The 21,110-nt window shown below is 42.1% G+C and carries 23 protein-coding genes; 7 read left to right on the top strand and 16 right to left on the bottom strand.

Annotated elements, in window-relative coordinates; translation table 11 throughout:
- Window positions 1-3: 3 nt before the first annotated feature.
- The 6 genes from QJS82_RS01245 to QJS82_RS01220 all read right to left on the bottom strand — a co-directional run bounded on the left by QJS82_RS01245 (window position 4) and on the right by QJS82_RS01220 (window position 5,818).
- The gene (locus QJS82_RS01245) at window positions 4-240 is read right to left on the bottom strand and encodes a hypothetical protein (RefSeq protein WP_201619301.1); all 237 of its coding nucleotides are present in this window, start codon (window positions 238-240) and stop codon (window positions 4-6) included.
- A 132-nt stretch (window positions 241-372) separates the two neighbouring features.
- Window positions 373-1,587: an RtcB family protein gene (locus QJS82_RS01240; protein WP_201619172.1), complete on the bottom strand. Its 1,215-nt coding sequence runs from the start codon at window positions 1,585-1,587 to the stop codon at window positions 373-375.
- A 777-nt stretch (window positions 1,588-2,364) separates the two neighbouring features.
- On the bottom strand, window positions 2,365-3,102 hold the full coding sequence (locus QJS82_RS01235) for a LysE family translocator (protein WP_201564831.1): 738 nt from the start codon (window positions 3,100-3,102) through the stop codon (window positions 2,365-2,367).
- A gap of 141 nt (window positions 3,103-3,243) precedes the next feature.
- A complete protein-coding gene (gene argE / locus QJS82_RS01230; RefSeq protein WP_281490953.1) occupies window positions 3,244-4,479 on the bottom strand; it encodes an acetylornithine deacetylase in 1,236 nt (411 codons plus the stop codon).
- A gap of 42 nt (window positions 4,480-4,521) precedes the next feature.
- On the bottom strand, window positions 4,522-5,025 hold the full coding sequence (locus QJS82_RS01225; protein WP_281490952.1) for a nucleoside deaminase: 504 nt from the start codon (window positions 5,023-5,025) through the stop codon (window positions 4,522-4,524).
- A 139-nt stretch (window positions 5,026-5,164) separates the two neighbouring features.
- Window positions 5,165-5,818 carry a UPF0149 family protein gene (locus QJS82_RS01220; RefSeq protein WP_201564833.1) on the bottom strand — a complete coding sequence of 218 codons (654 nt, stop codon included), beginning with the start codon at window positions 5,816-5,818 and terminating at the stop codon, window positions 5,165-5,167.
- A 207-nt stretch (window positions 5,819-6,025) separates the two neighbouring features.
- On the opposite strand from QJS82_RS01220, the gene QJS82_RS01215 reads away from it, so the two are divergent.
- Window positions 6,026-6,466 (top strand): hypothetical protein, encoded by a 441-nt coding sequence (locus tag QJS82_RS01215; RefSeq protein ID WP_201564834.1) that lies wholly within the window; start codon window positions 6,026-6,028, stop codon window positions 6,464-6,466.
- 167 nt (window positions 6,467-6,633) lie between these two features.
- Window positions 6,634-7,128, top strand: coding sequence for a cell division protein ZapA (locus QJS82_RS01210; protein ID WP_281490951.1), 495 nt, complete (start codon window positions 6,634-6,636; stop codon window positions 7,126-7,128).
- A gap of 123 nt (window positions 7,129-7,251) precedes the next feature.
- Here QJS82_RS01210 and QJS82_RS01205 read toward each other — a convergent pair whose 3' ends face one another.
- The 4 genes from QJS82_RS01205 to QJS82_RS01190 all read right to left on the bottom strand — a co-directional run bounded on the left by QJS82_RS01205 (window position 7,252) and on the right by QJS82_RS01190 (window position 11,574).
- Entirely contained in the window at window positions 7,252-7,581 is a 330-nt protein-coding gene (locus QJS82_RS01205; RefSeq protein ID WP_281490950.1) for a hypothetical protein, read from the bottom strand.
- A gap of 180 nt (window positions 7,582-7,761) precedes the next feature.
- Window positions 7,762-9,855, bottom strand: coding sequence for a glycine--tRNA ligase subunit beta (glyS, locus tag QJS82_RS01200; RefSeq protein WP_281490949.1), 2,094 nt, complete (start codon window positions 9,853-9,855; stop codon window positions 7,762-7,764).
- Between the two features lie 9 nt (window positions 9,856-9,864).
- Window positions 9,865-10,866, bottom strand: coding sequence for a glycine--tRNA ligase subunit alpha (gene glyQ, locus QJS82_RS01195; RefSeq protein WP_068407483.1), 1,002 nt, complete (start codon window positions 10,864-10,866; stop codon window positions 9,865-9,867).
- Between the two features lie 495 nt (window positions 10,867-11,361).
- Window positions 11,362-11,574: a PspC domain-containing protein gene (locus QJS82_RS01190; protein ID WP_068407485.1), complete on the bottom strand. Its 213-nt coding sequence runs from the start codon at window positions 11,572-11,574 to the stop codon at window positions 11,362-11,364.
- A 540-nt stretch (window positions 11,575-12,114) separates the two neighbouring features.
- Here QJS82_RS01190 and nadR point away from each other — a divergent pair.
- The 3 genes from nadR (at window position 12,115) to QJS82_RS01175 (ending at window position 14,729) form a co-directional block, all read left to right on the top strand.
- On the top strand, window positions 12,115-13,155 hold the full coding sequence (nadR, locus tag QJS82_RS01185; protein ID WP_068407488.1) for a multifunctional transcriptional regulator/nicotinamide-nucleotide adenylyltransferase/ribosylnicotinamide kinase NadR: 1,041 nt from the start codon (window positions 12,115-12,117) through the stop codon (window positions 13,153-13,155).
- Between the two features lie 159 nt (window positions 13,156-13,314).
- A complete protein-coding gene (gene pnuC, locus QJS82_RS01180) occupies window positions 13,315-14,073 on the top strand; it encodes a nicotinamide riboside transporter PnuC (RefSeq protein ID WP_281490948.1) in 759 nt (252 codons plus the stop codon).
- Between the two features lie 203 nt (window positions 14,074-14,276).
- Entirely contained in the window at window positions 14,277-14,729 is a 453-nt protein-coding gene (locus QJS82_RS01175) for an Mpo1 family 2-hydroxy fatty acid dioxygenase (protein WP_201564840.1), read from the top strand.
- Between the two features lie 185 nt (window positions 14,730-14,914).
- Here QJS82_RS01175 and QJS82_RS01170 read toward each other — a convergent pair whose 3' ends face one another.
- The 3 genes from QJS82_RS01170 to QJS82_RS01160 form a co-directional block, all read right to left on the bottom strand.
- Entirely contained in the window at window positions 14,915-15,526 is a 612-nt protein-coding gene (locus QJS82_RS01170; protein WP_201564841.1) for a nitroreductase family protein, read from the bottom strand.
- A gap of 226 nt (window positions 15,527-15,752) precedes the next feature.
- Window positions 15,753-16,691 carry a pirin family protein gene (locus QJS82_RS01165; protein WP_201619181.1) on the bottom strand — a complete coding sequence of 313 codons (939 nt, stop codon included), beginning with the start codon at window positions 16,689-16,691 and terminating at the stop codon, window positions 15,753-15,755.
- 65 nt (window positions 16,692-16,756) lie between these two features.
- The gene (locus QJS82_RS01160; protein WP_281490947.1) at window positions 16,757-17,470 is read right to left on the bottom strand and encodes a pirin family protein; all 714 of its coding nucleotides are present in this window, start codon (window positions 17,468-17,470) and stop codon (window positions 16,757-16,759) included.
- A 323-nt stretch (window positions 17,471-17,793) separates the two neighbouring features.
- Between QJS82_RS01160 and QJS82_RS01155 the strand changes: the two genes are divergently transcribed.
- Window positions 17,794-18,144, top strand: a complete 351-nt coding sequence (locus tag QJS82_RS01155) for a GNAT family N-acetyltransferase (RefSeq protein WP_271133524.1) — start codon at window positions 17,794-17,796, stop codon at window positions 18,142-18,144.
- Window positions 18,145-18,293: 149 nt separating this feature from the next.
- Here QJS82_RS01155 and QJS82_RS01150 read toward each other — a convergent pair whose 3' ends face one another.
- From QJS82_RS01150 to QJS82_RS01140, 3 genes are all read right to left on the bottom strand, one after another.
- Window positions 18,294-18,947 carry a YoaK family protein gene (locus tag QJS82_RS01150; protein ID WP_281491648.1) on the bottom strand — a complete coding sequence of 218 codons (654 nt, stop codon included), beginning with the start codon at window positions 18,945-18,947 and terminating at the stop codon, window positions 18,294-18,296.
- A 133-nt stretch (window positions 18,948-19,080) separates the two neighbouring features.
- Window positions 19,081-19,635 carry an NADPH-dependent FMN reductase gene (locus tag QJS82_RS01145; protein ID WP_281490946.1) on the bottom strand — a complete coding sequence of 185 codons (555 nt, stop codon included), beginning with the start codon at window positions 19,633-19,635 and terminating at the stop codon, window positions 19,081-19,083.
- Between the two features lie 50 nt (window positions 19,636-19,685).
- Entirely contained in the window at window positions 19,686-20,078 is a 393-nt protein-coding gene (locus tag QJS82_RS01140; protein ID WP_281490945.1) for a DoxX family protein, read from the bottom strand.
- Window positions 20,079-20,471: 393 nt separating this feature from the next.
- On the opposite strand from QJS82_RS01140, the gene QJS82_RS01135 reads away from it, so the two are divergent.
- Window positions 20,472-21,098: a YceI family protein gene (locus QJS82_RS01135; RefSeq protein WP_281490944.1), complete on the top strand. Its 627-nt coding sequence runs from the start codon at window positions 20,472-20,474 to the stop codon at window positions 21,096-21,098.
- Window positions 21,099-21,110 lie beyond the last annotated feature (12 nt).

Raw genomic sequence — 21,110 nt, 5'->3', positions numbered from 1 at the left:
TCATTATTCTAACAACCAGTCCGTCTGCCGCAATTGCTGCTTGGTCTCACGGCGGCGTTTTTTGCGCACGATATCAATATCTTCTTTCTCATGAATACCACCTTTTTTTAACAGCGGATCAAGCGCTAGATAATTACGCGCTTTGACAGTGCCTAGCGAGTGTTGCACACCTGTCACATTTTGACGTTCTAACTGTCGTTCAATTTGCTTGGCCTTTTTTAAGGTTTGTTTTAAGCTCATATTGTTACCTGTTCTTTAATTCTTCTGAGATACCAATGCCGAAAATTATCTTAGCGAGGAAAATGAGCGAAAATTGTACATTCAGTACATTAAGCGAATTTGACGACGCTAAGATGATTTGCAGGCTTGGTATTAGCCTTTAATACACATGACCTGTTTCAGCGTATGCACCACTTCAACTAAGTCCGTTTGGTTGGCCATCACTTCATCAATGTCTTTATAAGCGCCCGGTATCTCATCAATGACGCCTTTGTCTTTACGACATTCGACGCCATCGGTTTGCGCTTTTAACTCATCGATAGTAAAGGCACGCATGGCTTTACCTCGGCTCATCTGTCGACCTGCGCCATGTGAACACGAACAAAACGATTCTGCTTCCCCAAGACCACGTACGATAAAGGACTTGGCACCCATAGAACCGGGAATAATCCCCAACTCACCTGCATAGGCACTGATAGCGCCTTTACGAGTCACATAGACTTGCTCACCAAAATGGACTTCTTCATTGACATAGTTATGATGGCAATTAATAGCTTCTTTGGTGAGCTGAAATCTTGGCAAGCCTGATTGTGGTGACTGCATTGCTTTGATGACTAGACGCATCATCTCACGGCGGTTTTCTAGTGCGTAATCCTGTGCCCAGCCTACGGCCTCAACATAATCGGCAAAACTATCAGACCCTTCAGCAAAGTAAGACAAATCCCGATCTGGCACATGACCAAAGCGCGATTGACGCTCTTTTTTGGCAAGATTAATAAAGTAGCGACCGATGCAATTACCAATGCCGCGACTACCAGAATGCAGCATGACCCAGACATCATTGTTTTCATCCAAGCACAGCTCAATAAAATGATTACCACCACCCAATGTGCCGAGCTGCTTTGCCCACGTGCGCTCAAAACCTTTAAGCATTTTGAGTAAACCTGGGTGCTTATCAGTAATCGGTTTTAAGCGTTTGCCTAATGGATCAAGCGTTGAGTTTTTAGCTTGAATTTGCTTGTGCATGTTGAAGCCAACTGGCACTTGCTGCTCAACTATCAAACGCAGTGATTTCAAACTATCAGGCAAGTCGCTTGCCGTCAAGGACAAACGCACCGCGTTCATACCGCAGCCAATATCTACACCGACTGCGGCAGGAATGATGGCGGACTTGGTCGGAATCACACTACCAATTGTGGCGCCTTTGCCAACATGCACATCGGGCATCACCGCAATATGCGAATGTACAAACTCCAACTGGGCTACATTGCGTAATTGCTGCATCGCACCTTGCTCGACATCTGAGGTGTAAATCTTGACTGGTACGCCATATTTACGATTTTCGTTTAATACTAATTGAATGCTCATAATTTATTATTTCCATTTTATTATTTTAATAACCATGCAGAGTATTCTTTAATGCTACTTATCTTTATAATTTTATAAATCACTTATCCATCTCATTTAAAAGTAGCGCTTGATAAGAAAATAAATTATAAAATATAGACAATAAAGTACCGTATCTCTATTAATTAAAAAATTAATAGAAATTCATGGTTAATTTATGATGGACGTTTTCAAGATAGGTTTTATGATACCAAAAAAGACAGCATAAATATTATACGCATAGATGGTCATCCACTAAATAATAGTGTGAGTCATCATATTGGTCACAATAGTAACGTAAAATGTTAGATAAATAGATAACAGCAAGCGCAAAAATGCTTAGCACTATCACATTGCTATTTTGACACGGAATACTTAGAAGAGGAATCGAGTAGATACAGAAGGCCAGTCGTTGATATCAGTAAACAGGATATCATTCAATAGCTTATATATAAATTCAGCCAAACCTTTTCGAAGTCGTCATTGCTGTCGTATAGCTTACACATTTAATCTTTAAAAACGTCTTGATATTTAAATAGGACACGATGATTCCTCCGTAGGTTGTGGCCAATGTCAGAGCGACAATAGCAGATTGACTGGTATGATTTATGACTTATAAAAGATAAGTCTTATAAATCAATGAGCTAATAATAACGATTTAAAAAATAAAGTCAATAATTAATTTAACTTATATATAAATTTTATACAAAATATACATATAATTAATAATATCACTTTAGATATAGACCTCAGTATTTTTTAAACCATAAAACCATTTAATACTTCAGCCAATAACGCCGCGGCAATTAAAAGAAAGATTACCCCGCACGCACGATTTAACCACGCTAAGCGATTGCCAACATCGAGCCAACTTGCCAGCTTTGTACCGCCCAATGTATAAACGATTTGCCAAATCGTCTCGCTTAAGAACAACCCTGCCGTTAATAAAATATATTGCGGCCATAGCGGCGCACTAAAATTGATGAATTTAGGGAAAAACGCAGCAAAAAACAAGATCGCTTTTGGATTAGACAGGGACACCCAAATACCGGTACGAAATAAGGTCATATTGCTCGGCGATACTTTGACTGCCGCACTAGATAGTGAGCGTGGCTGCGGCGTTGTTTTATCAGTCACAGCTGACATCGTATCAGGATAGTCAGCCGCGACCTCCTCGCCCATTTCGCGGGCATCGCTCATCAAACTACTATCACCGGCATCGCGCCACGAGCTGATGCCCAAATAGATTAAATAGGCGGCACCCACAGCTTTGATAACAGTTAGTACCCAAGGCGATTGGCGACTGATTACATCTAAGCCTAGCAGTGTCGAGAGGAGCAGTAAAAACAAACCCAAACTCAGACCTGCCAGCGTCCATAAGGTGCGCTTTACGCCATAATTCATACCATACTGGAATGCCAGCAGCATATTCGGCCCAGGGGTCGCTGAAATAAAAAACGTACTTGCAAAAAATACCGCAAACAGATGCCAAGACATCAACGAACCCCTACTTTTTATTAATAGAAAATTTAAATGCTTAATGGTTAATACTTAATGGTGAAAAAATAAACACCGCCATAAAGACGGTGTATTTTATGCTCATGTATATTGCAAAAGAACTACTTGCTGCCTATTGTATCAATTGCTGGCACAGCTGTTTAGCAGCTTTTGTAAAAACTCATCACAGCGTGCCATCTCACTCAGCGCCACATACTCATCGGCTTTATGTGCCTGCTCAATACTGCCGGGGCCACAGATAATCGTTGGGATGCCACTATTGGTAAACTGCCCGCCTTCCGTCGCATAAGCAACTTTATGACGGGTATCATCGCCCGTCAGAGCCGCTATTAACGCTTGTAGCTCGGTGCTGTCGCTATCGGTCATCGCTGGCACACTTTCTTCTTGCAGCAGCTCAATACCCGTCTCTGGTGCGCGTGCTTGCATTTGTGCGTTTAGCTCCGCCACTTTGGCTTGAATCGGCGCGAGAATGTCATCTTGCGTCATATGCGGCAGATTACGATAATCAAAGGTAAATTCACACAGATTGGGGACAATATTGGTCGCGGTACCACCTTTTATCGTACCCACCGAAAGTGTCGAATAAGGCACATCAAACATGGCATCGTTATCGCTGCGATAGCTCATCTCTTCTGCTAATTCATCGACATACCCAATCAGACGACTGGCATAACTAATGGCGTTAACACCCTGTTTAGTCAATGACGAATGCGCTGACTTACCATGGACACGGCAACGGTAAACCGCGATGCCTTTATGCGCCACCACCATCGCCATATTGGTTGGCTCACCAACGATACAGTAGTCAGGTGTGATACCGCGCGCCTTTAAATCGGCCAATATCAATGGCGCACCCAAGCAGCCAACTTCTTCATCAAATGACAACGCCAAATGTAATGGACGACGTAGCTTGCCTGCATTAGATAGCTTTACCACTTGTGGCAATAGCGTCAACGCACAAGCAATAAAGCCTTTCATATCGCAAGCACCGCGACCGTATAGCTTGTCGCCACGAATGGTCGCTGTGAACGGCTCTGATGTCCAGTCTTGACCATCGACAGGCACCACATCGGTATGACCTGATAACACCAGACCATGATTCACATCGTCAGCGCTTGTACCCGCTGGCACTGTAACGAATAGATTGGCTTTATTTTTAACGTCATTAAAGGTCAAATCTATTGTTAAGCCCAATTGCTCACAGTAAGCTTGTACATCTTCAATCAAAGCTAAATTAGAATGACGACTGACCGTATCAAAGGCAATCAGCCGTGTTAGCCAGTCAATGCTGTCAGTGGGATAATTGGCAGCAGCCGTTGCTCGCTCTTTACCTTTATTGTGATTTATTACCGTCATAAGACATCCTTATCGTACTACAAGATAAAAAGACCCAGCTTTTTAATGAGCCTTTTTTAATGAGCTTTTTTGAAATGAACGCTGTTGCAGGGCTTTAATTTCTCCATCTAAGCCAGCAATCGGACCATCTACTGGTACATTCGGCGCAACTTCTTGAATGGTTAATGAATTGATGGGCGATGTCGATGTTACGCCCATCTCATCCATCCATTCGCTTAGCTGCCTTGATGAGCTGATATAAACGATACGACCAAGTCCTGCCCAAGCATGCGCGGCAGAGCACATGGCACAATGCTCACCCGAAGTATAGACCACTGCTTTTGCCCGTGCTTCAGGGGTCATATTTTGAGCGGCCCATTTTGCCACGGCAATTTCAGGATGGTAGGTTGCATCAACCGTATTGGCGCGATTACGATCTTCACATAATATAGTGCCATCACCATCGACCAATACGCTGCCAAACGGCGCATCGCCTGCCTCTAATGCTTTCGTAGCAAGCTCAATGCAGCGGCGCAAATAAATCATATCATTATCAGTAATCATCATAGTTTCCCTTCTGTTATTAAGAGCCAATGCTGGCTCTTAAAATCCATCATACCTTTTTAGCAAATCCTAGCATTGATGATAAGTTAATTTTTATGACAGTTGGTTTTTATGATAGTTACTTCTTACGATGGCGTCTTTATTATGACGGACGGTTTTGATTCATCACATCAAGCACTGGCGGCATCGGTTTTGGCAACTTCCCTTCTGCTTGTAGCTCTTTGGTGGTTTTGGCATCGATAGCCAGTCCAGCAATCAGAGCAATATCTTTCACCGCTTTACGCTTACGGGTAGCAAAGCTCACTGGCACCATGCGTGCAAACTCATAAATATGCAGATAAGACTCTTCGCCACCTTCAAAGTCTTCGTCATCTTCTAAACGAATCCCACCGATTTTAGCCAAATCCGACAGCATCTCGTTTTCATCGCTACTCAGACCACAGTCAGTAATACCAAAACCAGTCATAAAGCCATTTGCCCACTGTTTCAGAGCAATCACGCGCTCGTACAAGTCATGTTCATCATCTGGTACCAGCGGCGTATACGAATAAGCGTCGTCTTTGTCTTTCAACTGAAAGACGGTGTCTTCCGCTTCTTCAGTCAACAAGGTTAATGCTTCATCAGGTAATGGCGCAAAACTCAGCTCCTCAAACACCTTTGCCCATACTGGCTCATCAGGCGCATCACAGGCGGTCATCAGCCCTGTCATCAAGCCATGTACCTCGCTGATAGACACATCAGTCCAGTCATCAAACGCAGTCAGCCATGTATTCCAGCCAGAGATATTATCATTCATAATAGAGGTCCTAGTTATTGATTAATAGTATTAAATATAAACAAACGCCGCACGATGTTATGAATAAGGCGGCGATTGATAGCAGTCACGAAACAAAGCGGCATACAATTACTTTGTTGATATAGATATTATGCGGTCACCTATGGCATTATTAAACGCAGAGAACAAAATTCATTCACGCTTACTTGTTAAGGATAAAAACTGACTATGTATGACCAACTTAGAATATTAGAAAAAATGGTACTCGACATCAAAAAACAGTATCAGCTTGTCAGTGCTGAACTTAGCAGCCTCAAGCAACAACCAATGACTGACCCAAAGGAGCTTGCCGCGCTAAAAACCAAACTCGACAGCAGCTATACAGAGCGTGACGGTGCCAAAAAACAATTGAGCGATTTAGATAAGCGTTATCAAAACCTTGCTGAAGCACATCATATGATAGGCGAAGAGCAAGATAATTTGCAAAAACAGATTAGCCAATTACAACAAAAAAATAATGAGCTGCAGCAGCAAAATAATGAATTAAAGCAGCAGTACAGCGATATTAAACAGCAAAATAACGATTTGAGAAAGAAAAACGAGCTGGCAGCTGAGCGCACGCAAGTGGTATTAAAGCGCTTAACCCGTATTGATCAAGCAGAAGGCTAAGCAGAAAGTTAGAAAAAAAGTTAGGCACCGATTGCAATGAATCACGCGTAACTTGCCTATTTTTGCTAATTAATTTTTATTCATTAAATCGCCAAGTTTATCATTAACATATTTATAGCTGTGATAGTTAATTACTCACTTTACTGACATATATTGTAGGATTTATCATGACCGATGACCGCGCAAACCCTGTAGACAGTCAAAAACCAATGCCAAATAATTCGAATACTGATAGTAGTAATACAAATAGTAATAATGCGAATAGCGCCAGTACAAATAGTGCGAGTGCAAATAGTACTAATACAAATAGCAGTACGGTAAACAGCAGCGCTGCCCGACCTGCTGCTAAAGCTGCAAGCGCTCCTGAACCGCAAATTAAAAAGGTCGATGTGGCGATTGCTGGCGTGACCTATCCGATTTATTGCCCAGTGCATGAGCAAGAAGAGCTGCACTCAGCGGTTTCTTATATCAATAACTATGCGTTAGATCTTAAACGCGATGCGCCAAGCCTCAGTCAAGAAAGCCTCTTAGTACTGTGCTGCTTGAACTTATATGAAAAAATCCATGCCAACCAAAGAAGTGAAGAAGATCGTCTGCAGCAAAGCAAGCAGTCTGAAGCCTTATTAAATAAAATTATGAAAGACGCCCATTCTATTTTATAAGCTTTTACCGATATTAAATTGCTATTCTAAAAAGATAAGCGCTTAACTCATTGAAGCTAAGCGCTTTTTTTAAATGTAAATAACATCTTATTTACTTATGCTTTACGACTTATGGCTTACAAGTTAAGCATCTGCTTGATAAGTCTTACCGGCGTGAAAATCCGCTTGATGCTCATAATTGCAAAAGAATAATTCTTTATTATTGTCCATATCATTACCGCTGTCACTATTTACCGCTAAGTCTGCTGCTGAATTCTCTTCCAAAGAAACAGGCTTGGTCTCTAATACACCGCGATATTCAGCCAAACTGTTTCCGCAAAAATTGCACTGACGCGGCGTGGTCACATCGCCTTTTTTTGGCATCATACTTTTGGGTGCGCGTGGGTACATAAACTTATAAAAGCCCCACATCACCGCCCAGATAATAAGAATTACAATAATAACAGCCAACACGGCAGTGCTCCTTCGAATAGGTTCTAAGACATTATAAACTTAACGCTGCAGAATAAGCGCATAAAAAACTGGCCACATGGAGCCAGTTTTTTATGTCGTTAATAAATCAAAAGCATAAATGCTCAGCGTGTCATTGAGCTATGACTTTCAAACTATAACCGTCAAACTATAATAAACCAACTATAGCTGCAGCTCACTGATATCAGCAACGGTTAAGAATAAGGCACGAACTTGCTTAAGTAGCGCTAAGCGATTGTTCTTTAGCGCAGCATCGTCACTATTGACCATGACATCAGCGAAAAACTGGGTCAATGGCGCATCTAAACTGACCAGCGTTTGCAATACTTGCGTATAGTCAGCCGTTTCTAGCAAAGGTTTGACCGCCTTTTGTGCTTGCTGAACAACCTGATATAAGGCTTGCTCGGAAGGTTCAGATAGTAATGGCTCATCGACATTGTCAGCGACGCTTACTTCTGACTTGGCTAAAATATTGGCAACACGTTTGTTCGAATCAGCCAACTTCTCGGCTTGTGGTAACTCACTAAATGCTTGTACGGCACGGATACGCTGATCAAAATCAAGCGGCATATGCGGATTGATTGCTTGCACGGCTTGAATGGTATCGACGCTAACGCCTTGCTCGGTATACATGGCACGATAGCGTGAATTTAAAAACGCCATCACTTGGGTAAAGGTATCGCCCATTTTGGCAATCTTGCTACCATCGCTCGTGCTATAGCCTTTAATTGCTTGCTCAACGAGAGCCACCAAGTTAATCGGTAACTGCTTTTCGATGAGAATACGCAAAATACCAATCGCTGAACGACGTAAGCTAAACGGGTCTTTAGAACCTGTTGGTGCTTGGTCAATGGCAAAAATACCAACCAGCGTATCTAAGCGGTCGGCCAGTGCTAAACAAATACCAATCGGTGTCTGCGGCAATACGTCACCGCTGAACTTGGGCAGATACTGCTCTTCCAAACTTGCTGCGACTGCTTCTGGCTCATTATTTAGGCGCGCATAATACGTACCTGCGATGCCTTGCAACTCAGGATATTCACCGACGAGCGAGCTTGCCAAATCTGCTTTGGACAAAATCGCAGCACGTACCGTTTCATCAATACTAATATCGCGACCTTGCTGCTGCATTAAAGTAGCGATAAAAGCGGCAAGTTTCGCAATACGCTCAGATTTTTCCCAAATCGTACCTAGCTTATCTTGGAAGACGCGCGTTTTAAGGCTTTCTGTCAGCGCAAATAATGGCTGCTTTTGGTCTTGCAAGAAGAAAAACTCCGCATCAGCTAAACGCGGACGCACGACTTTCTCATTGCCTTCGATGATTTGATTCGGATCTTTTGACTCAATATTGGTGATAAAAATAAAGTACGGCTGCAATTTGCCTGCTTTATCGGTCAAGCAAAAATACTTTTGATCCGCTTGCATGGTCGAGATAAGCGCTTCTTGCGGCACTTGTAAAAAGCGCGGCTCAAAGTTTGCTCGCAGCGCAATCGGGAAATCAACCAACGCCGTCACTTCATCTAACAAATCTTGCGGCACGATAGGATCGGCATTAACTTCATCGGCTAGCGTTTTGACTTGATTTTTGATCAACGTTTGACGCTTATCAAAATCTGCCACGACTTTTAAACCATCGAGCAGCTGCTCATAATCATTGGCGTGCGTAATCTCGTGATAGTCAGGACTGTGGAAGCGATGACCGCGCGTTTGCTTGCCAGTTTGATGTCCTTGGATAGTCGCATCAATGACCACATCATCTTGCATCAATACCGCCCATTGTACCGGACGTACAAACTCATTGCGGCTCGCGCCAGAACGCATACGCTTAGCAATCGGCAAATTATCAAGCGCGGTTTGGAAAATAGTAGGTAGTAACTCAGTCGTCGCTTGACCCTGAATAATCTGCTCATAGCCGACATAATCACCTTTATCGGTGTTAATAGTGATCAGCTCGCTGGCGTCGATACCTAAACCCTTAGCAAAACCCATCGCTGCGCGCGTTGGATTACCATCGCTATCAAACGCCGCTTTAATCGCCGGACCACGTTTTTGCTCGCTACGATCAGGCTGCTTATCGCTGATACCCTCAATTTGAATCGCCAAACGACGCGGCGCGGCAAATGCTTTGATGCTATCAAACGTGATATCAGCCTCATTTAACTGCTCGGTGACACTTGCTTGTAGCGCATCACGTAGCGGTTTTAGGCTTTTTGGAGGTAGCTCTTCACACCCCAGTTCAAATAAAATAGTACTCATGGGATGCTCCTATTTATTATTGTTAGTAGTTTGATTATCATCTGTATTTTCAGTTAGCACATCTTCTTTTGGCAAATACTTATCGAGCGCCGCTTGACGATGGGCCTCATCGGCCAACGGAAAGCCCAATTTGGCGCGTGCTTCGACGTAACCAAAGGCAACTTTACGCGCCAGCGTACGTACCCGCAGAATAAAACGCTGACGTTCTGTCACCGAAATCGCACCGCGCGCATCAAGCAAGTTAAAGGCATGCGACGCTTTTAGTACCATCTCATAGGCAGGTAATGGCAAACCTTCAGCAACCAACTTATCCGCCTGTTGCTCATAAAAATCAAACATCTGACCCATCATTGGCACATCAGCGTGCTCAAAGTTATAGGTTGATTGCTCAACTTCGTTTTGATGGAAAACATCGCCATAGGTTACGCGGCCAAATTCGCCATCTGCCCAGACCAAATCATAGACGCTATCAACGCCTTGCACATACATCGCCAAGCGCTCAAGCCCATAAGTAATCTCGCCTGTCACGGGGAAACACTCGATACCGCCAACTTGTTGGAAATAAGTAAACTGGGTGACTTCCATGCCGTTGAGCCAAATCTCCCAACCAAGTCCCCACGCACCAAGCGTTGGCGACTCCCAGTTGTCTTCAACAAAACGCACATCGTGCACCAATGGATCAATACCGATAGCGCGTAGTGAATCCAAATACAGCTCTTGGATATTGGGTGGATTGGGCTTTAAAACCACTTGAAATTGATAATAATGCTGCAAACGGTTCGGGTTATCACCGTAGCGGCCATCGGTTGGACGGCGTGATGGTTGCACATACGCCGCATTCCAGCGCTCAGGACCTAGCGAGCGCAAAAATGTCGCGGTATGAAAGGTACCAGCGCCGACTTCCATATCATAAGGCTGCAAAACCACACAGCCCTTATCAGCCCAGTAGTTCTGTAAGGTGAGAATTAAATCTTGAAAAGTCATCGGCTGAGCGTGTTTTTCTGCGGTCATCGAAGTTGTCGCTTGAGATGTCATAGTTTGGATTGTCATAGTTTGGGGCATCGTAATAAAGCCACGGTGGAATGAGTATTATGAAATAAAATATTGATAGCGCTCGTATCGCCTATTCGGCAACGACTCTATTTGCCTGCTCACCTTACTAAAAATTGACCATTTTATCTATATTTAGCGCAATTAAATTTGTCTAAATCGCTCAAATAGCCAGTTATTGGCTATGTTCATCGTCAAACTATACCTATCAGCGTCGTTAAGCCGATAGATATAAAAACAAGATAAAAAAATACCCAAATGCGTGAGCATTCGGGCAGGAGGAAAAGTGTGTCGCAGGCATCCTGATGAGTCAGGCTTTTTGTTTTTTCATGGGCTATTGTTTTTATTCTAGCCTTGTATTTTACGTTCTTAACGTTGTCTTTATTTAAATGACTTTAGATTTAGATAACATTAATATTAACAATCAATATTCATCTTAACTTTATAACTTTGCTTTTACTGATAAGACTGATTATTTGCTTTAGGCATGATTATCCATAAGATAATATAAATTAAGATGCCTGGGACAGCGGCGCTCATGGTGGAGACAATCACAAATAACAATCTAACCCATGTTGGCGACCAGCCGACATATTCTGCAATACCGCCCATCACACCTGCGATCATACGATTATTTCTTGAGCGATGTAATTTTGCTAACTTAGCCAAATCAAATACCTCTCTTATTATTTCTACTTATTTTGAATGTATTATGTAACGTTATTCTTATCATTTATTTTAAAACGTTATAAAAATTCATAGCCCTTTTGAACTTATGAACTTATGAACTTATGAACTTATAAATAAGTATAGCAACTATTGACTTTTTATCTGTTGATGATATAGACGTGCTTTGTGAGTTTATGCTACTTAAGCTTACTCTAAGCTCTCATAATTGCGCCTAAACTCCTGATTTCAAATAACTATTTCAAAATGTTTCACTATTCACTTTGTTTCGCTTATATTACATATTCTGTTACAAGTTTAAAAAGCTCAAGCAATCACTTTAAATCTGTTTAGGTGTAAAAACTTTATTATCTATTGATAATTTAATATTAAAAGCCCTTTCTAAAATAACGCCTATTTACAATAACCTACCTGTAAATCTATCCAAACCTTTATACCATGCTATTAAATCATCAAGGCTTAGGAAATATGAATTGCCACGATGAATCATAACTAAAATAAAAACAGCACATAAGGAAAGCTATGTACGAATCAGGACTAATAATTGGACATTTTGAACCGCTACATTTGGGGCAAATGCGCAGTATATTGGACGCCGCAGGACAAGCAAAGACGCTGCATATTGTGATTATGACGCACCCTGCGCCGCATCCAGACTTTACTATTACCTTGCAAGATAAGGCACGTTGGCTACAGATGGCGTGCGCAGATTTGCCCTTTATCCATATTCATACCACTGATGAGATTGAGCTGCCGCTGCATGAAAGCTTTGCCGATGTAATCATCGATATTGCAGCTAGCAATGCCAAGCTGCAACGATTGATAGACGCGTTAGCGCTGCCGGCGGACACGGTTTTGTTTGCCGCAGAAAACCATCCATTAGCCCAATCGGACATTTCTGGACAGTTAGTCATGCCAGTAGTCACGACGCCATTGCAATCTGAATTTGATTCTTACGCTATTGCACATAATCCGGTCGCCCACTGGTCGGCGCTGCACCCACAAGTACGCGGCGACTATACCAAAACGGTGGCGATTGTTGGCGGTGAAAGCTCGGGCAAGACGACATTGGTACATAAGCTTGCCAACTATTATGGGGCCAGCTTTGCGCTAGAGATGGGACGGCTGTATGTCGGTACAGATTTGGGCGGTAGCGAGATTGGCTTGCAGTACAGCGATTACGGACCCATTGCGCTCAATCATGCCCAAGCAATCCGTGATGCCGCCGCTAGAGCAACAGCGCCCGTAACTATTGTTGATACTGACTTTGTCACCACTCAGGCTTTTTGTGAAGAGTACGAGGGTCGTAGCCATCCTTTTGTGACTGCTTGTATCGATGAGTTTCGCCTAGACCATACCATTATGGTCGATAACAATACCCCATGGGTTGATGATGGCATGCGCTCATTGGGTACGCCTGAGGCTCGCGGTCGCTTTGAGCAGCGCTTATTAGATATTTTCGCCCGTCATGATATTAAGCCGCATATGATTGATAAACCAGATTATGATGCCCGCTATAGGCAAGCTTTGTTAATTATTGATGAGGTTATTTATGGCAAGTAACAGTATCAAAAAACGAAAATAAAAAGAACGAAAGCAAAAATTATTGCTAGAAGTAAATGACTATGACAAGTATTAGAAATGGCAAAAACGGCATACTAAACCATACTAAAAAAAAGAAAAAAACTATTATAGCTTTTATACTTTAAGGAAAAAGGCGTTATGCGTATACAGCTCCTAGACAACATCACCGGAAAATGGGCGATACAATGGATTGTCATCTGGTTTATTTGCGGCGTGATTGCCTTATCAGCAGGCTTTTGGCTGACCACCGAACATACGACCCTTGACTGGTTTTACTTAGCCGTATCATTTATTGGCTTGATTTGCGTGGTGTCATTATCGTTCCGCAAAAATATTTTGGGTAATGGTTTTGGAATGGCGGCAACCGCAGGGGAATTTGTCGTCCAAGCAACCTCTGGCGCAGTCGGTTTGATGTTAGCGCCGCTCTTTAACTTTTTCAGTCATCTTTATGGGATTTTTTATTGGTCAAAGCATACTGATGCCGATGGCGATATGGTACCCAAATCTGCCAGTCGCTGGATTTGGCTACTGACCATTGCTTTTATGGTTATTGGTTTGGCGCTATTCCCTACCGTCAATGATTTACTTGCCAGCTATGGTTACGCCGTTGTTGAAGATGATAATAGTAAGTTTTTAGGGATTATCTCTTTCTTTTGGATTAACGTCATTGCCTTTGTACTGTCTATCACCGCGCAGGCAGCGATGATTCTGCGCTATTCATTCAATTGGTGGTTATGGATTTTATCCAATTTCGTTTGGCTGACCGTCAACTTAATGTCGGGTAATTATATCTTTGCCATTCAAACCATGGTTTATCAGGTGAACTCGTTTGTCGGACTGTATGAGTGGTATCGTAGCGAGCAAGATTCTGTAGAATTGGCAAAACCCGTACGTTAAGGGATAACTTTAGTAAGTAACGAAAAATTGAAAAACAGGCAAATGAGGTTAAAAAGATAACAAGCTTTGACTGTGCGGTTTACCAGATAAAATGGCAGATTGGGCCAATTAGTGCTACAACTGGTATTAATTAGTAGAGTTTTCCATTTATCTGCTGACTATTATTGCTTAACCGTCATTTATTTACTAACAGGGAGGTTAGTATGTCTCGTACGTCGCAAAATCGCATGTCTAAACGCACACTTGAGCAATGGCTCAGTGAGTACTCTGTCAGTCATCAAAATCTAGTCAATAAAAAAATCCATTGGTTATGTGTTCCGGCTATTTTTGTCAGTATATTAGGCATGGGCATGTCGCTCTCCGTCTGGTTTACCTTGGTGATGAGCGCTTTGGTATTAATATTCTATATGCGCTTATCAACGCCGCTGTTTTTAGCCATGGGGATGTTTATTCTCATTTGCCTATCGGTAATGACGTTATTACCGTGGGGCTTTAAGGTTTGGGCAGCTATCTTTGTTGTTGCTTGGATTGGACAGTTTATCGGTCATAAAATTGAGGGTAAAAAACCATCATTTTTTGAAGATTTACAGTTCTTATTAATTGGTCCAGCATGGGTAGCTAATAGCTTGATGGGTCGTAAAAAAAGCCAATCCTAACTATCTACTCTTGCCATTATCTTTAAGCTCAATATTTAAAAAATCATGCCCTAGCCATTTTAACCAAAAAAAGCGCCACCCAACGGATAGTCGGATGGCGCTTTTTTGGTTTTGCTGCTTTTTCGCCTTAGGTATCAAACGCGACCGTTATTTAGCACACGTTTGATACGCAAATATAAAACATACTATTTGCCAAATACTTGCATACGATCTGCAACGGGCTTAAATTCTTTGTCGCCTGCTGGCTGCTCAATCGCACCAAATACCATTTGAGCATTTAGTTCCCAATGCTCATCGATGTTCCATTCGTTGGCCACTTTTTTATCGATGATTGGATTGTAATGCTGTAAGTTGGCACCGACATTGATACTTGCCAAGGCAGTCCAAATCACATACTGGTGCATGGCACTGGTTTGATGCGACCAAATTGGGAACTTATCTGCATATAAAGGAGCGGCTGCCTGCATATCTCTGATGACGCTATGATCTTCAAAGAACATAACCGTACCAGCGCCCGCTTTAAAGCCATTCATTTTTTGCTTAGTTGCAGCAAATTGCTCTTCATTATCAACGATATCACGTAAGGTATCTTCGGTCATTTGCCAAAGCTTATTATGGTCATCGCCAAATAAAACCACGATACGCGTTGATTGTGAGTTAAAAGCTGATGGCGTATGCAAAACCGCATGCTCAACCAACTTGACGATTTCATCGTTTGATACTGGCAATTGATTGCTCAATGCATAGATAGAACGACGCTTTTCAGCCAATTGCTGTAATGTTTTTAGGTCTGACATATATATTTCTCCATATGATTAATAGAATTTCAATCCAATGAAAATAACCGTTAAACCAGTAGGGGCAATGAATAACCTCAAAGCTCCTACTCTTTAATCTCAATTATTATATGGACGTTTGAGATAAATCTGTACTTTACTTTTGTAAAAAAAACTTAATGATGCATATCTAATTGAAAGACATTTTAACGAATAAAGCTTACCGTTAAATTAACCTTTAAAGACATTAACCTTTAAAGCCTTCAGGTAACTCTGGCGCTGGTAAGCGCTTCATATCAGAGTCGACATTACCAAAACGCTCATGACCGTTATTCCAGTCGATGATAGATTGCTCAATCTCTTCTTTATTGTCCGCGACAAAGTTCCACCACAGTAATACTTGGTTATTTAATGGCTCACCGCCGATAAACATCACACGGGTGCCTTTTTTGGCGACCAGCTTAATACTTTTATTATTGGCAACATCGCTATCATGGAAGCGGAACAGTTGATCTTGCTCACAAATCTTGCCTTCAGACTCGATTTGTCCTTCTGTCACCAAGATTCCGTATTCAAAGCCCGGCTCTAAGTTAAGCGTGACCTCACCGTCTTCAACGAAATAGACATCGATACCAACCATTTTTGAATACTGGATGGTCGGCGCTTCGTAACGCTCACCTGATATGCTGGTATAGCTGCCAGTGGTTAGAATCATCTCGACACTATCTTCACGCCAGGTTGGTAGCTCTGGATAATGATGGAAACTACGCTCGATTTGCTGATCCGTTGGCAGTGCAATCCACAGCTGTACCATGCTCAAACCGCGCGCCGCATCTGCTGAGCCACCGGTATCTGGAAAGACGCTTTGCTCAGTATGACTGATACCTTGGGTTAGACCGGTGCCCGCTGTCATGACGTTGACTTGGTTTTTGGTAATCACTTGCTCATTACCCAAGCTGTCTTTGTGCAGCACTTCACCATTTAACATCCAGCTAAAGGTTTGCAAGTTGGTATGCGGATGACGACCGACTTGCATGCCTGACTCATCTTCGCCAAATTCAGCAGGGCCAGCATGATCTAAAAAGCACCAAGCGCCGATGGGTTTTTTGCCTGTATTGGGCAATAGACGCGCAATAGGAATACCGCCAACATCGGCCAAACGTGGTTCTAGGGTTTCAATACTCATGATTCACCTCTTATTATTTGATACTGAATATAATGTGACGTATAGATAAAACTCATTGTTTAGCATTAAAAACTCATAGGAACTTCCATTAGCAATACTTTAGCGTCCTCAATCACGTCCATCGCAAAGTTCTTAGTATCCCAAACGCCAAGACCATCGCGGGTATCCAAAGTATTGCCGTTCACAACCACTTTACCGCTAATGACAAAGATATAAACGCCGTTATTAGGGTTTTTTAGCTCATAAGTTTGGGTGATACCTTTATCAAAATCGCCCATGCTAAACCAAGCATCTTGATGAATCCATACCCCTGCGTCGTCCGCATTGGGTGACAATACTTGATTGAACTCGTTTGGCTTTAGGATATCGTCCATACGGATTTGCTGATAACGAGGCTCAACGTTCATTTTATTTGGGATAACCCAAATCTGTAGGAACTTCACCGCTTCGGTATCGTCGCCGTTCATTTCACTGTGCGTGATACCTGTACCCGCCGACATGACTTGGATTTCGCCGGTTTCGATAGTGCCATTATTACCGATGTTATCGCCGTGACCGAGCTTGCCTGATAAAGGAATACTGATAATTTCCATATCACGATGTGAATGCTTACCAAAGCCTTGACCACCAATGACAAAATCATCATTGATAACACGTAGCGCGCCAAAGCCCATACGTTCTGGATTGTGATAATTGGCAAAGCTAAAGGTGTGCTTGCTTTTGAGCCAGCCATGGTTGGCATCGCCACGAGAATCTGCTGCATGATAGATGGTTTTCATAATGTATCCTTAACTATTAGTAATTTAAACGGCTTTAGAATTTGACATTCATTAACTCGTTTAAACAATGAAACTATTATAATTGTTGTCCACTAACAGATAAACAACGATAATCGCAATTAACTATTCTTATTTTTAGAACGATATTGTCATAAAGGTAAGGTAATATATTTATAACAGAACCCTGTATACTCATAACAGTACAACTAGCATGAGCTGTTACTATGGCCAAAGTTACGATAAAAAGTTATGAAAGAAGTAACGCGAGCAGGTGTAAATTAAGTCTAGAAGATGTTAATCATACGATATAAGGAAATTTAACTATGTCAGATATGGCAAAGACAGATGTGGAAAATAAACAACCATTACATTATAAAGTTATTAATAATACCGAAAAGAAGCGTTTTGAGATTCATATCGATGACAAAATCGCTTTAGAGGATTATGAATTTTTCACCACGAGCGCCGGCGAAAAAGGCATTGAATACAAACATACCGAGGTGCCAGCAGAGTTAGGCGGCCGTGGTATTGCAGGGTATCTGGTCAAATATATTTTAGATGATGCAGCGGCGAAAAACCTGCGGGTGAAACCAACTTGTTCTTATGTAAAGTCTTATATCGACAAGCATCCAGAGTACCAAGACAACTCGGTCTTTCATAACGCTACGCCTTAAAACGCTACGCTTTAAACAATAACTAGCTAAACATAAGCATTTAATCGATAAGCAAAAAAAACGCCATATCTGTCAGATATAGCGTTTTTTATGGACGATGCTTTCTAGTATCTATAATGTAAGCGCTAGAATAATTCAGTTAAAAACGCTTAGGCAATATGTTGTAAAAACTCTTTATCGCGCGCCCTTACCGATAGATACAGCACAGGCAAGACAAATAAACCAACCGCCCAAAAACTCAGCTGCATATATAACAGCGCACCCACTAACGCCCCCACTAAAAAGCTAAATACCAATACTGAACTGTGTGCCAGTTTTTTGCCATTATCAGTAGTGCGATTGACCAAATAATCGGTCAGGTTGATACCAAGTTGGGTGGTATTACCGGTCATCAATACCGTCGGACTCATATGCTTAATCACTGTCTTGCTGGCAGTATTACGAATCGCCAGCGCAATCAAACCTAATCCACCCGTTATCGCCACGGTTATATCACCGGCATCGACAAAGGGTTGATAGTACAGACCGGCAATCATAAAAGCGGTCAAAAAAAACGCTTCCGCTAGGAACAAATGGCTCAGCGTTAATTGTTTATTTTTACTATGGTCAATAAATATCTTCGTGATCATAACCGTTAAAATAAATAACGGTAAGGCGGCAAGCTTAATCCATAGACCCGCCTCACCCTTGACCAAGCCACTGCCCGCCATCACCAAGTTACCTGTGACATGAGCGGTGAAGAAACCAAACAAGGTGATAAAACCAATAGTATCAATTGCCCCGCCAACCACGGTTAATAGCACGGGCGTTTGATGGCGCTGCCAAAAACTTGGCGGCTTTGAATGTAACGGCTGTGAGTCAGGTGAAGCTGATTGATTGCTATCACCTTTACTAGCAGCTTCATTATTAGTATTCGCAGCATTATTAGAGATTGAGTTAGCCACCCGACTTGCCTGCAAACTGCACAAAATCAGTCACAAAGCCTTGTAAAAACTTCTGCGTGCGGGCGCTAACACTGCCATCTTCATTTAAGCTATCGGTTGCACGGCTGAGATGGATTTCTGGATCGACCATCAGTTGCACCGAGAGCATTTGCATGCTTTTGCGCACATCAAGCCCACTATTGATACCACCAAAACTCCCCGGCGATGCCGTAACTACGGCAACTTTTTTATGCGTCCAGACACTTTTTTTGTAGGGACGCGAGCCGATATCCACGACGTTTTTTAACGCGGCAGGCATGGTGCGATTATGCTCTGGGGTGACAATCAATACCGCATCAGCGTTTTTTAGCTGCTGACGGACACGCTCATAACTTTCAATGGTTTTATCATCATAATCTTGATTATAAAGCGGCAAGTCTGCAATGTGGACTTCCTTTATAGTGACGCTGTCAGGCATTTGCGACACGATATATTCGGCAAATTTACGATTGATAGATTCTTTTCGCAAACTACCAATAACTAGGGCGATGTTGACTGATGCGCTCACAGCAACTCCTGAATAATGATAAAACCGTATGGATTGAGCATTTTACTATACTAAATTCTGCGCGTGTTGCTGCGATCAATTGAATAGGCACCTGCACCATGGGCAAAAATCATCAAGAAACCACCCGCCATCGCGATGTTTTTCATAAAGGGGTTCATTTGTGATTCATCAATCCAAAATTGGTGGAATAGCAATGCTGAGACAACGCTAAAGCCTGCCATCAATATAGCTACCAAGCGCGCTTTAAAGCCTAATAGGATGGCGATACCACCCAGCAGCTCAACAGCGATGACCAAAGGCAATAACATACTTGGCACGCCCATCGACTCCATATAACCTTGAGTGGCAGCGTAGCCGGTAATTTTAGTAAAACCTGAAAAGATAAAAATCATTGATAAAAATAGGCGACCAATTGGGGCGCTAAGCTCTTGTAATTTGTCCATAAGCATTCTCCAATAACATAAAAGTCATCATTATAAAAACTTTACCCAAAAGACTTTTGTTCGATTAAATGATGGCATTATTGTAGTCGTTGCTTAATAGCAGATAAACCAAGATAATCGCAAATATAAGTTCTTTTTTAGAGAACAGTCAAATACCAATTCTACTGGTACAATATTAAAAACGACAATAGTGTTACGTGCTATTTATGCTCACTATTAAGAAAGTTAGCATTTTAGCCATACTATTAGACGCTAGAGATAAGCGCCACAGAAAGAAACACTTTTCGATGCCATTTAGCGTTTAATATCCTAATTTTTTGCTACACTCATTATGTTGTTATGTAAGACATACTTAACGCTAGCTTCTACTTACTCACTTAAAAAGGATGATTTATGATCACTGTAAATTCTATTAAAAAAACCAATCGTGCGCTTGCTTTTGCTGCTATCGGTACGCTTGGTCTGCTTAGCACCCTAGGTCACGCTGCGACTTATGAGCTTGACCCGCATCATACCGCCGTGCGCTTTTCTGTAGACCACTTCGGTACCACGACCAATGCTGGCGGCTTCTATAATCTATCGGGTATTCTTGAATACGCCCCTAAAGAGAAAAAAGGCTTTGTCGGTATTACGATTCCTATGGGCAGCTTGAGCACAGGCATTAAAGCTTTTGACGGCCATCTAAAATCTGCGGATTTCTTTAACGTAAAAGAGTATCCAACCGCTTATTTTAAATCGACTAAATGGGAATTTGATGGCGATAAAGTTAAAGCGGTCAAAGGTGATTTAACCCTGCTTGGTAAGACCCATCCAGTGACTTTAAAAGCCACTAAATTTAACTGCTATGACAGTCCTTTATTAAAAGCTGAAGCTTGTGGTGGTGATTTTGAAACCACTATCGATAGAACCAAATGGGGCATCAATACCTTTACCGATGGCGGTATGATGAAAGACATCAAACTGGTCGTTCAGGTAGAAGGCAGTAAAAAAGCAGACCTTAAAAAAGCAGACACTAAATAAGGGTAATTTAGC

It is taken from the genome of Psychrobacter maritimus (assembly GCF_029953575.1).
GTDB lineage: Bacteria > Pseudomonadota > Gammaproteobacteria > Pseudomonadales > Moraxellaceae > Psychrobacter > Psychrobacter maritimus.
Note: the sequence above shows the minus strand (reverse complement) of the source record. Positions and strands in the feature narration are given on the sequence as shown.

Bases quoted from the DNA above. Each gene is read 5' to 3' on its own strand.
- QJS82_RS01210 (WP_281490951.1), top strand. From the start codon at position 6,634: ATGACCGATGACCGCGCAAACCCTGTAGACAGTCAAAAACCAATGCCA.
- glyS (WP_281490949.1), bottom strand. From the start codon at position 9,855: ATGAGTACTATTTTATTTGAACTGGGGTGTGAAGAGCTACCTCCAAAA.
- QJS82_RS01135 (WP_281490944.1), top strand. From the start codon at position 20,472: ATGATCACTGTAAATTCTATTAAAAAAACCAATCGTGCGCTTGCTTTT.
- QJS82_RS01165 (WP_201619181.1), bottom strand. From the start codon at position 16,691: ATGAGTATTGAAACCCTAGAACCACGTTTGGCCGATGTTGGCGGTATT.
- QJS82_RS01220 (WP_201564833.1), bottom strand. From the start codon at position 5,818: ATGAATGATAATATCTCTGGCTGGAATACATGGCTGACTGCGTTTGAT.
- pnuC (WP_281490948.1), top strand. From the start codon at position 13,315: ATGCGTATACAGCTCCTAGACAACATCACCGGAAAATGGGCGATACAA.
- argE (WP_281490953.1), bottom strand. From the start codon at position 4,479: ATGACGGTAATAAATCACAATAAAGGTAAAGAGCGAGCAACGGCTGCT.
- QJS82_RS01140 (WP_281490945.1), bottom strand. From the start codon at position 20,078: ATGGACAAATTACAAGAGCTTAGCGCCCCAATTGGTCGCCTATTTTTA.
- QJS82_RS01240 (WP_201619172.1), bottom strand. From the start codon at position 1,587: ATGAGCATTCAATTAGTATTAAACGAAAATCGTAAATATGGCGTACCA.
- QJS82_RS01235 (WP_201564831.1), bottom strand. From the start codon at position 3,102: ATGTCTTGGCATCTGTTTGCGGTATTTTTTGCAAGTACGTTTTTTATT.
- nadR (WP_068407488.1), top strand. From the start codon at position 12,115: ATGTACGAATCAGGACTAATAATTGGACATTTTGAACCGCTACATTTG.
- QJS82_RS01175 (WP_201564840.1), top strand. From the start codon at position 14,277: ATGTCTCGTACGTCGCAAAATCGCATGTCTAAACGCACACTTGAGCAA.
- QJS82_RS01225 (WP_281490952.1), bottom strand. From the start codon at position 5,025: ATGATGATTACTGATAATGATATGATTTATTTGCGCCGCTGCATTGAG.
- QJS82_RS01170 (WP_201564841.1), bottom strand. From the start codon at position 15,526: ATGTCAGACCTAAAAACATTACAGCAATTGGCTGAAAAGCGTCGTTCT.
- glyQ (WP_068407483.1), bottom strand. From the start codon at position 10,866: ATGACCGCAGAAAAACACGCTCAGCCGATGACTTTTCAAGATTTAATT.
- QJS82_RS01160 (WP_281490947.1), bottom strand. From the start codon at position 17,470: ATGAAAACCATCTATCATGCAGCAGATTCTCGTGGCGATGCCAACCAT.
- QJS82_RS01155 (WP_271133524.1), top strand. From the start codon at position 17,794: ATGTCAGATATGGCAAAGACAGATGTGGAAAATAAACAACCATTACAT.
- QJS82_RS01245 (WP_201619301.1), bottom strand. From the start codon at position 240: ATGAGCTTAAAACAAACCTTAAAAAAGGCCAAGCAAATTGAACGACAG.
- QJS82_RS01215 (WP_201564834.1), top strand. From the start codon at position 6,026: ATGTATGACCAACTTAGAATATTAGAAAAAATGGTACTCGACATCAAA.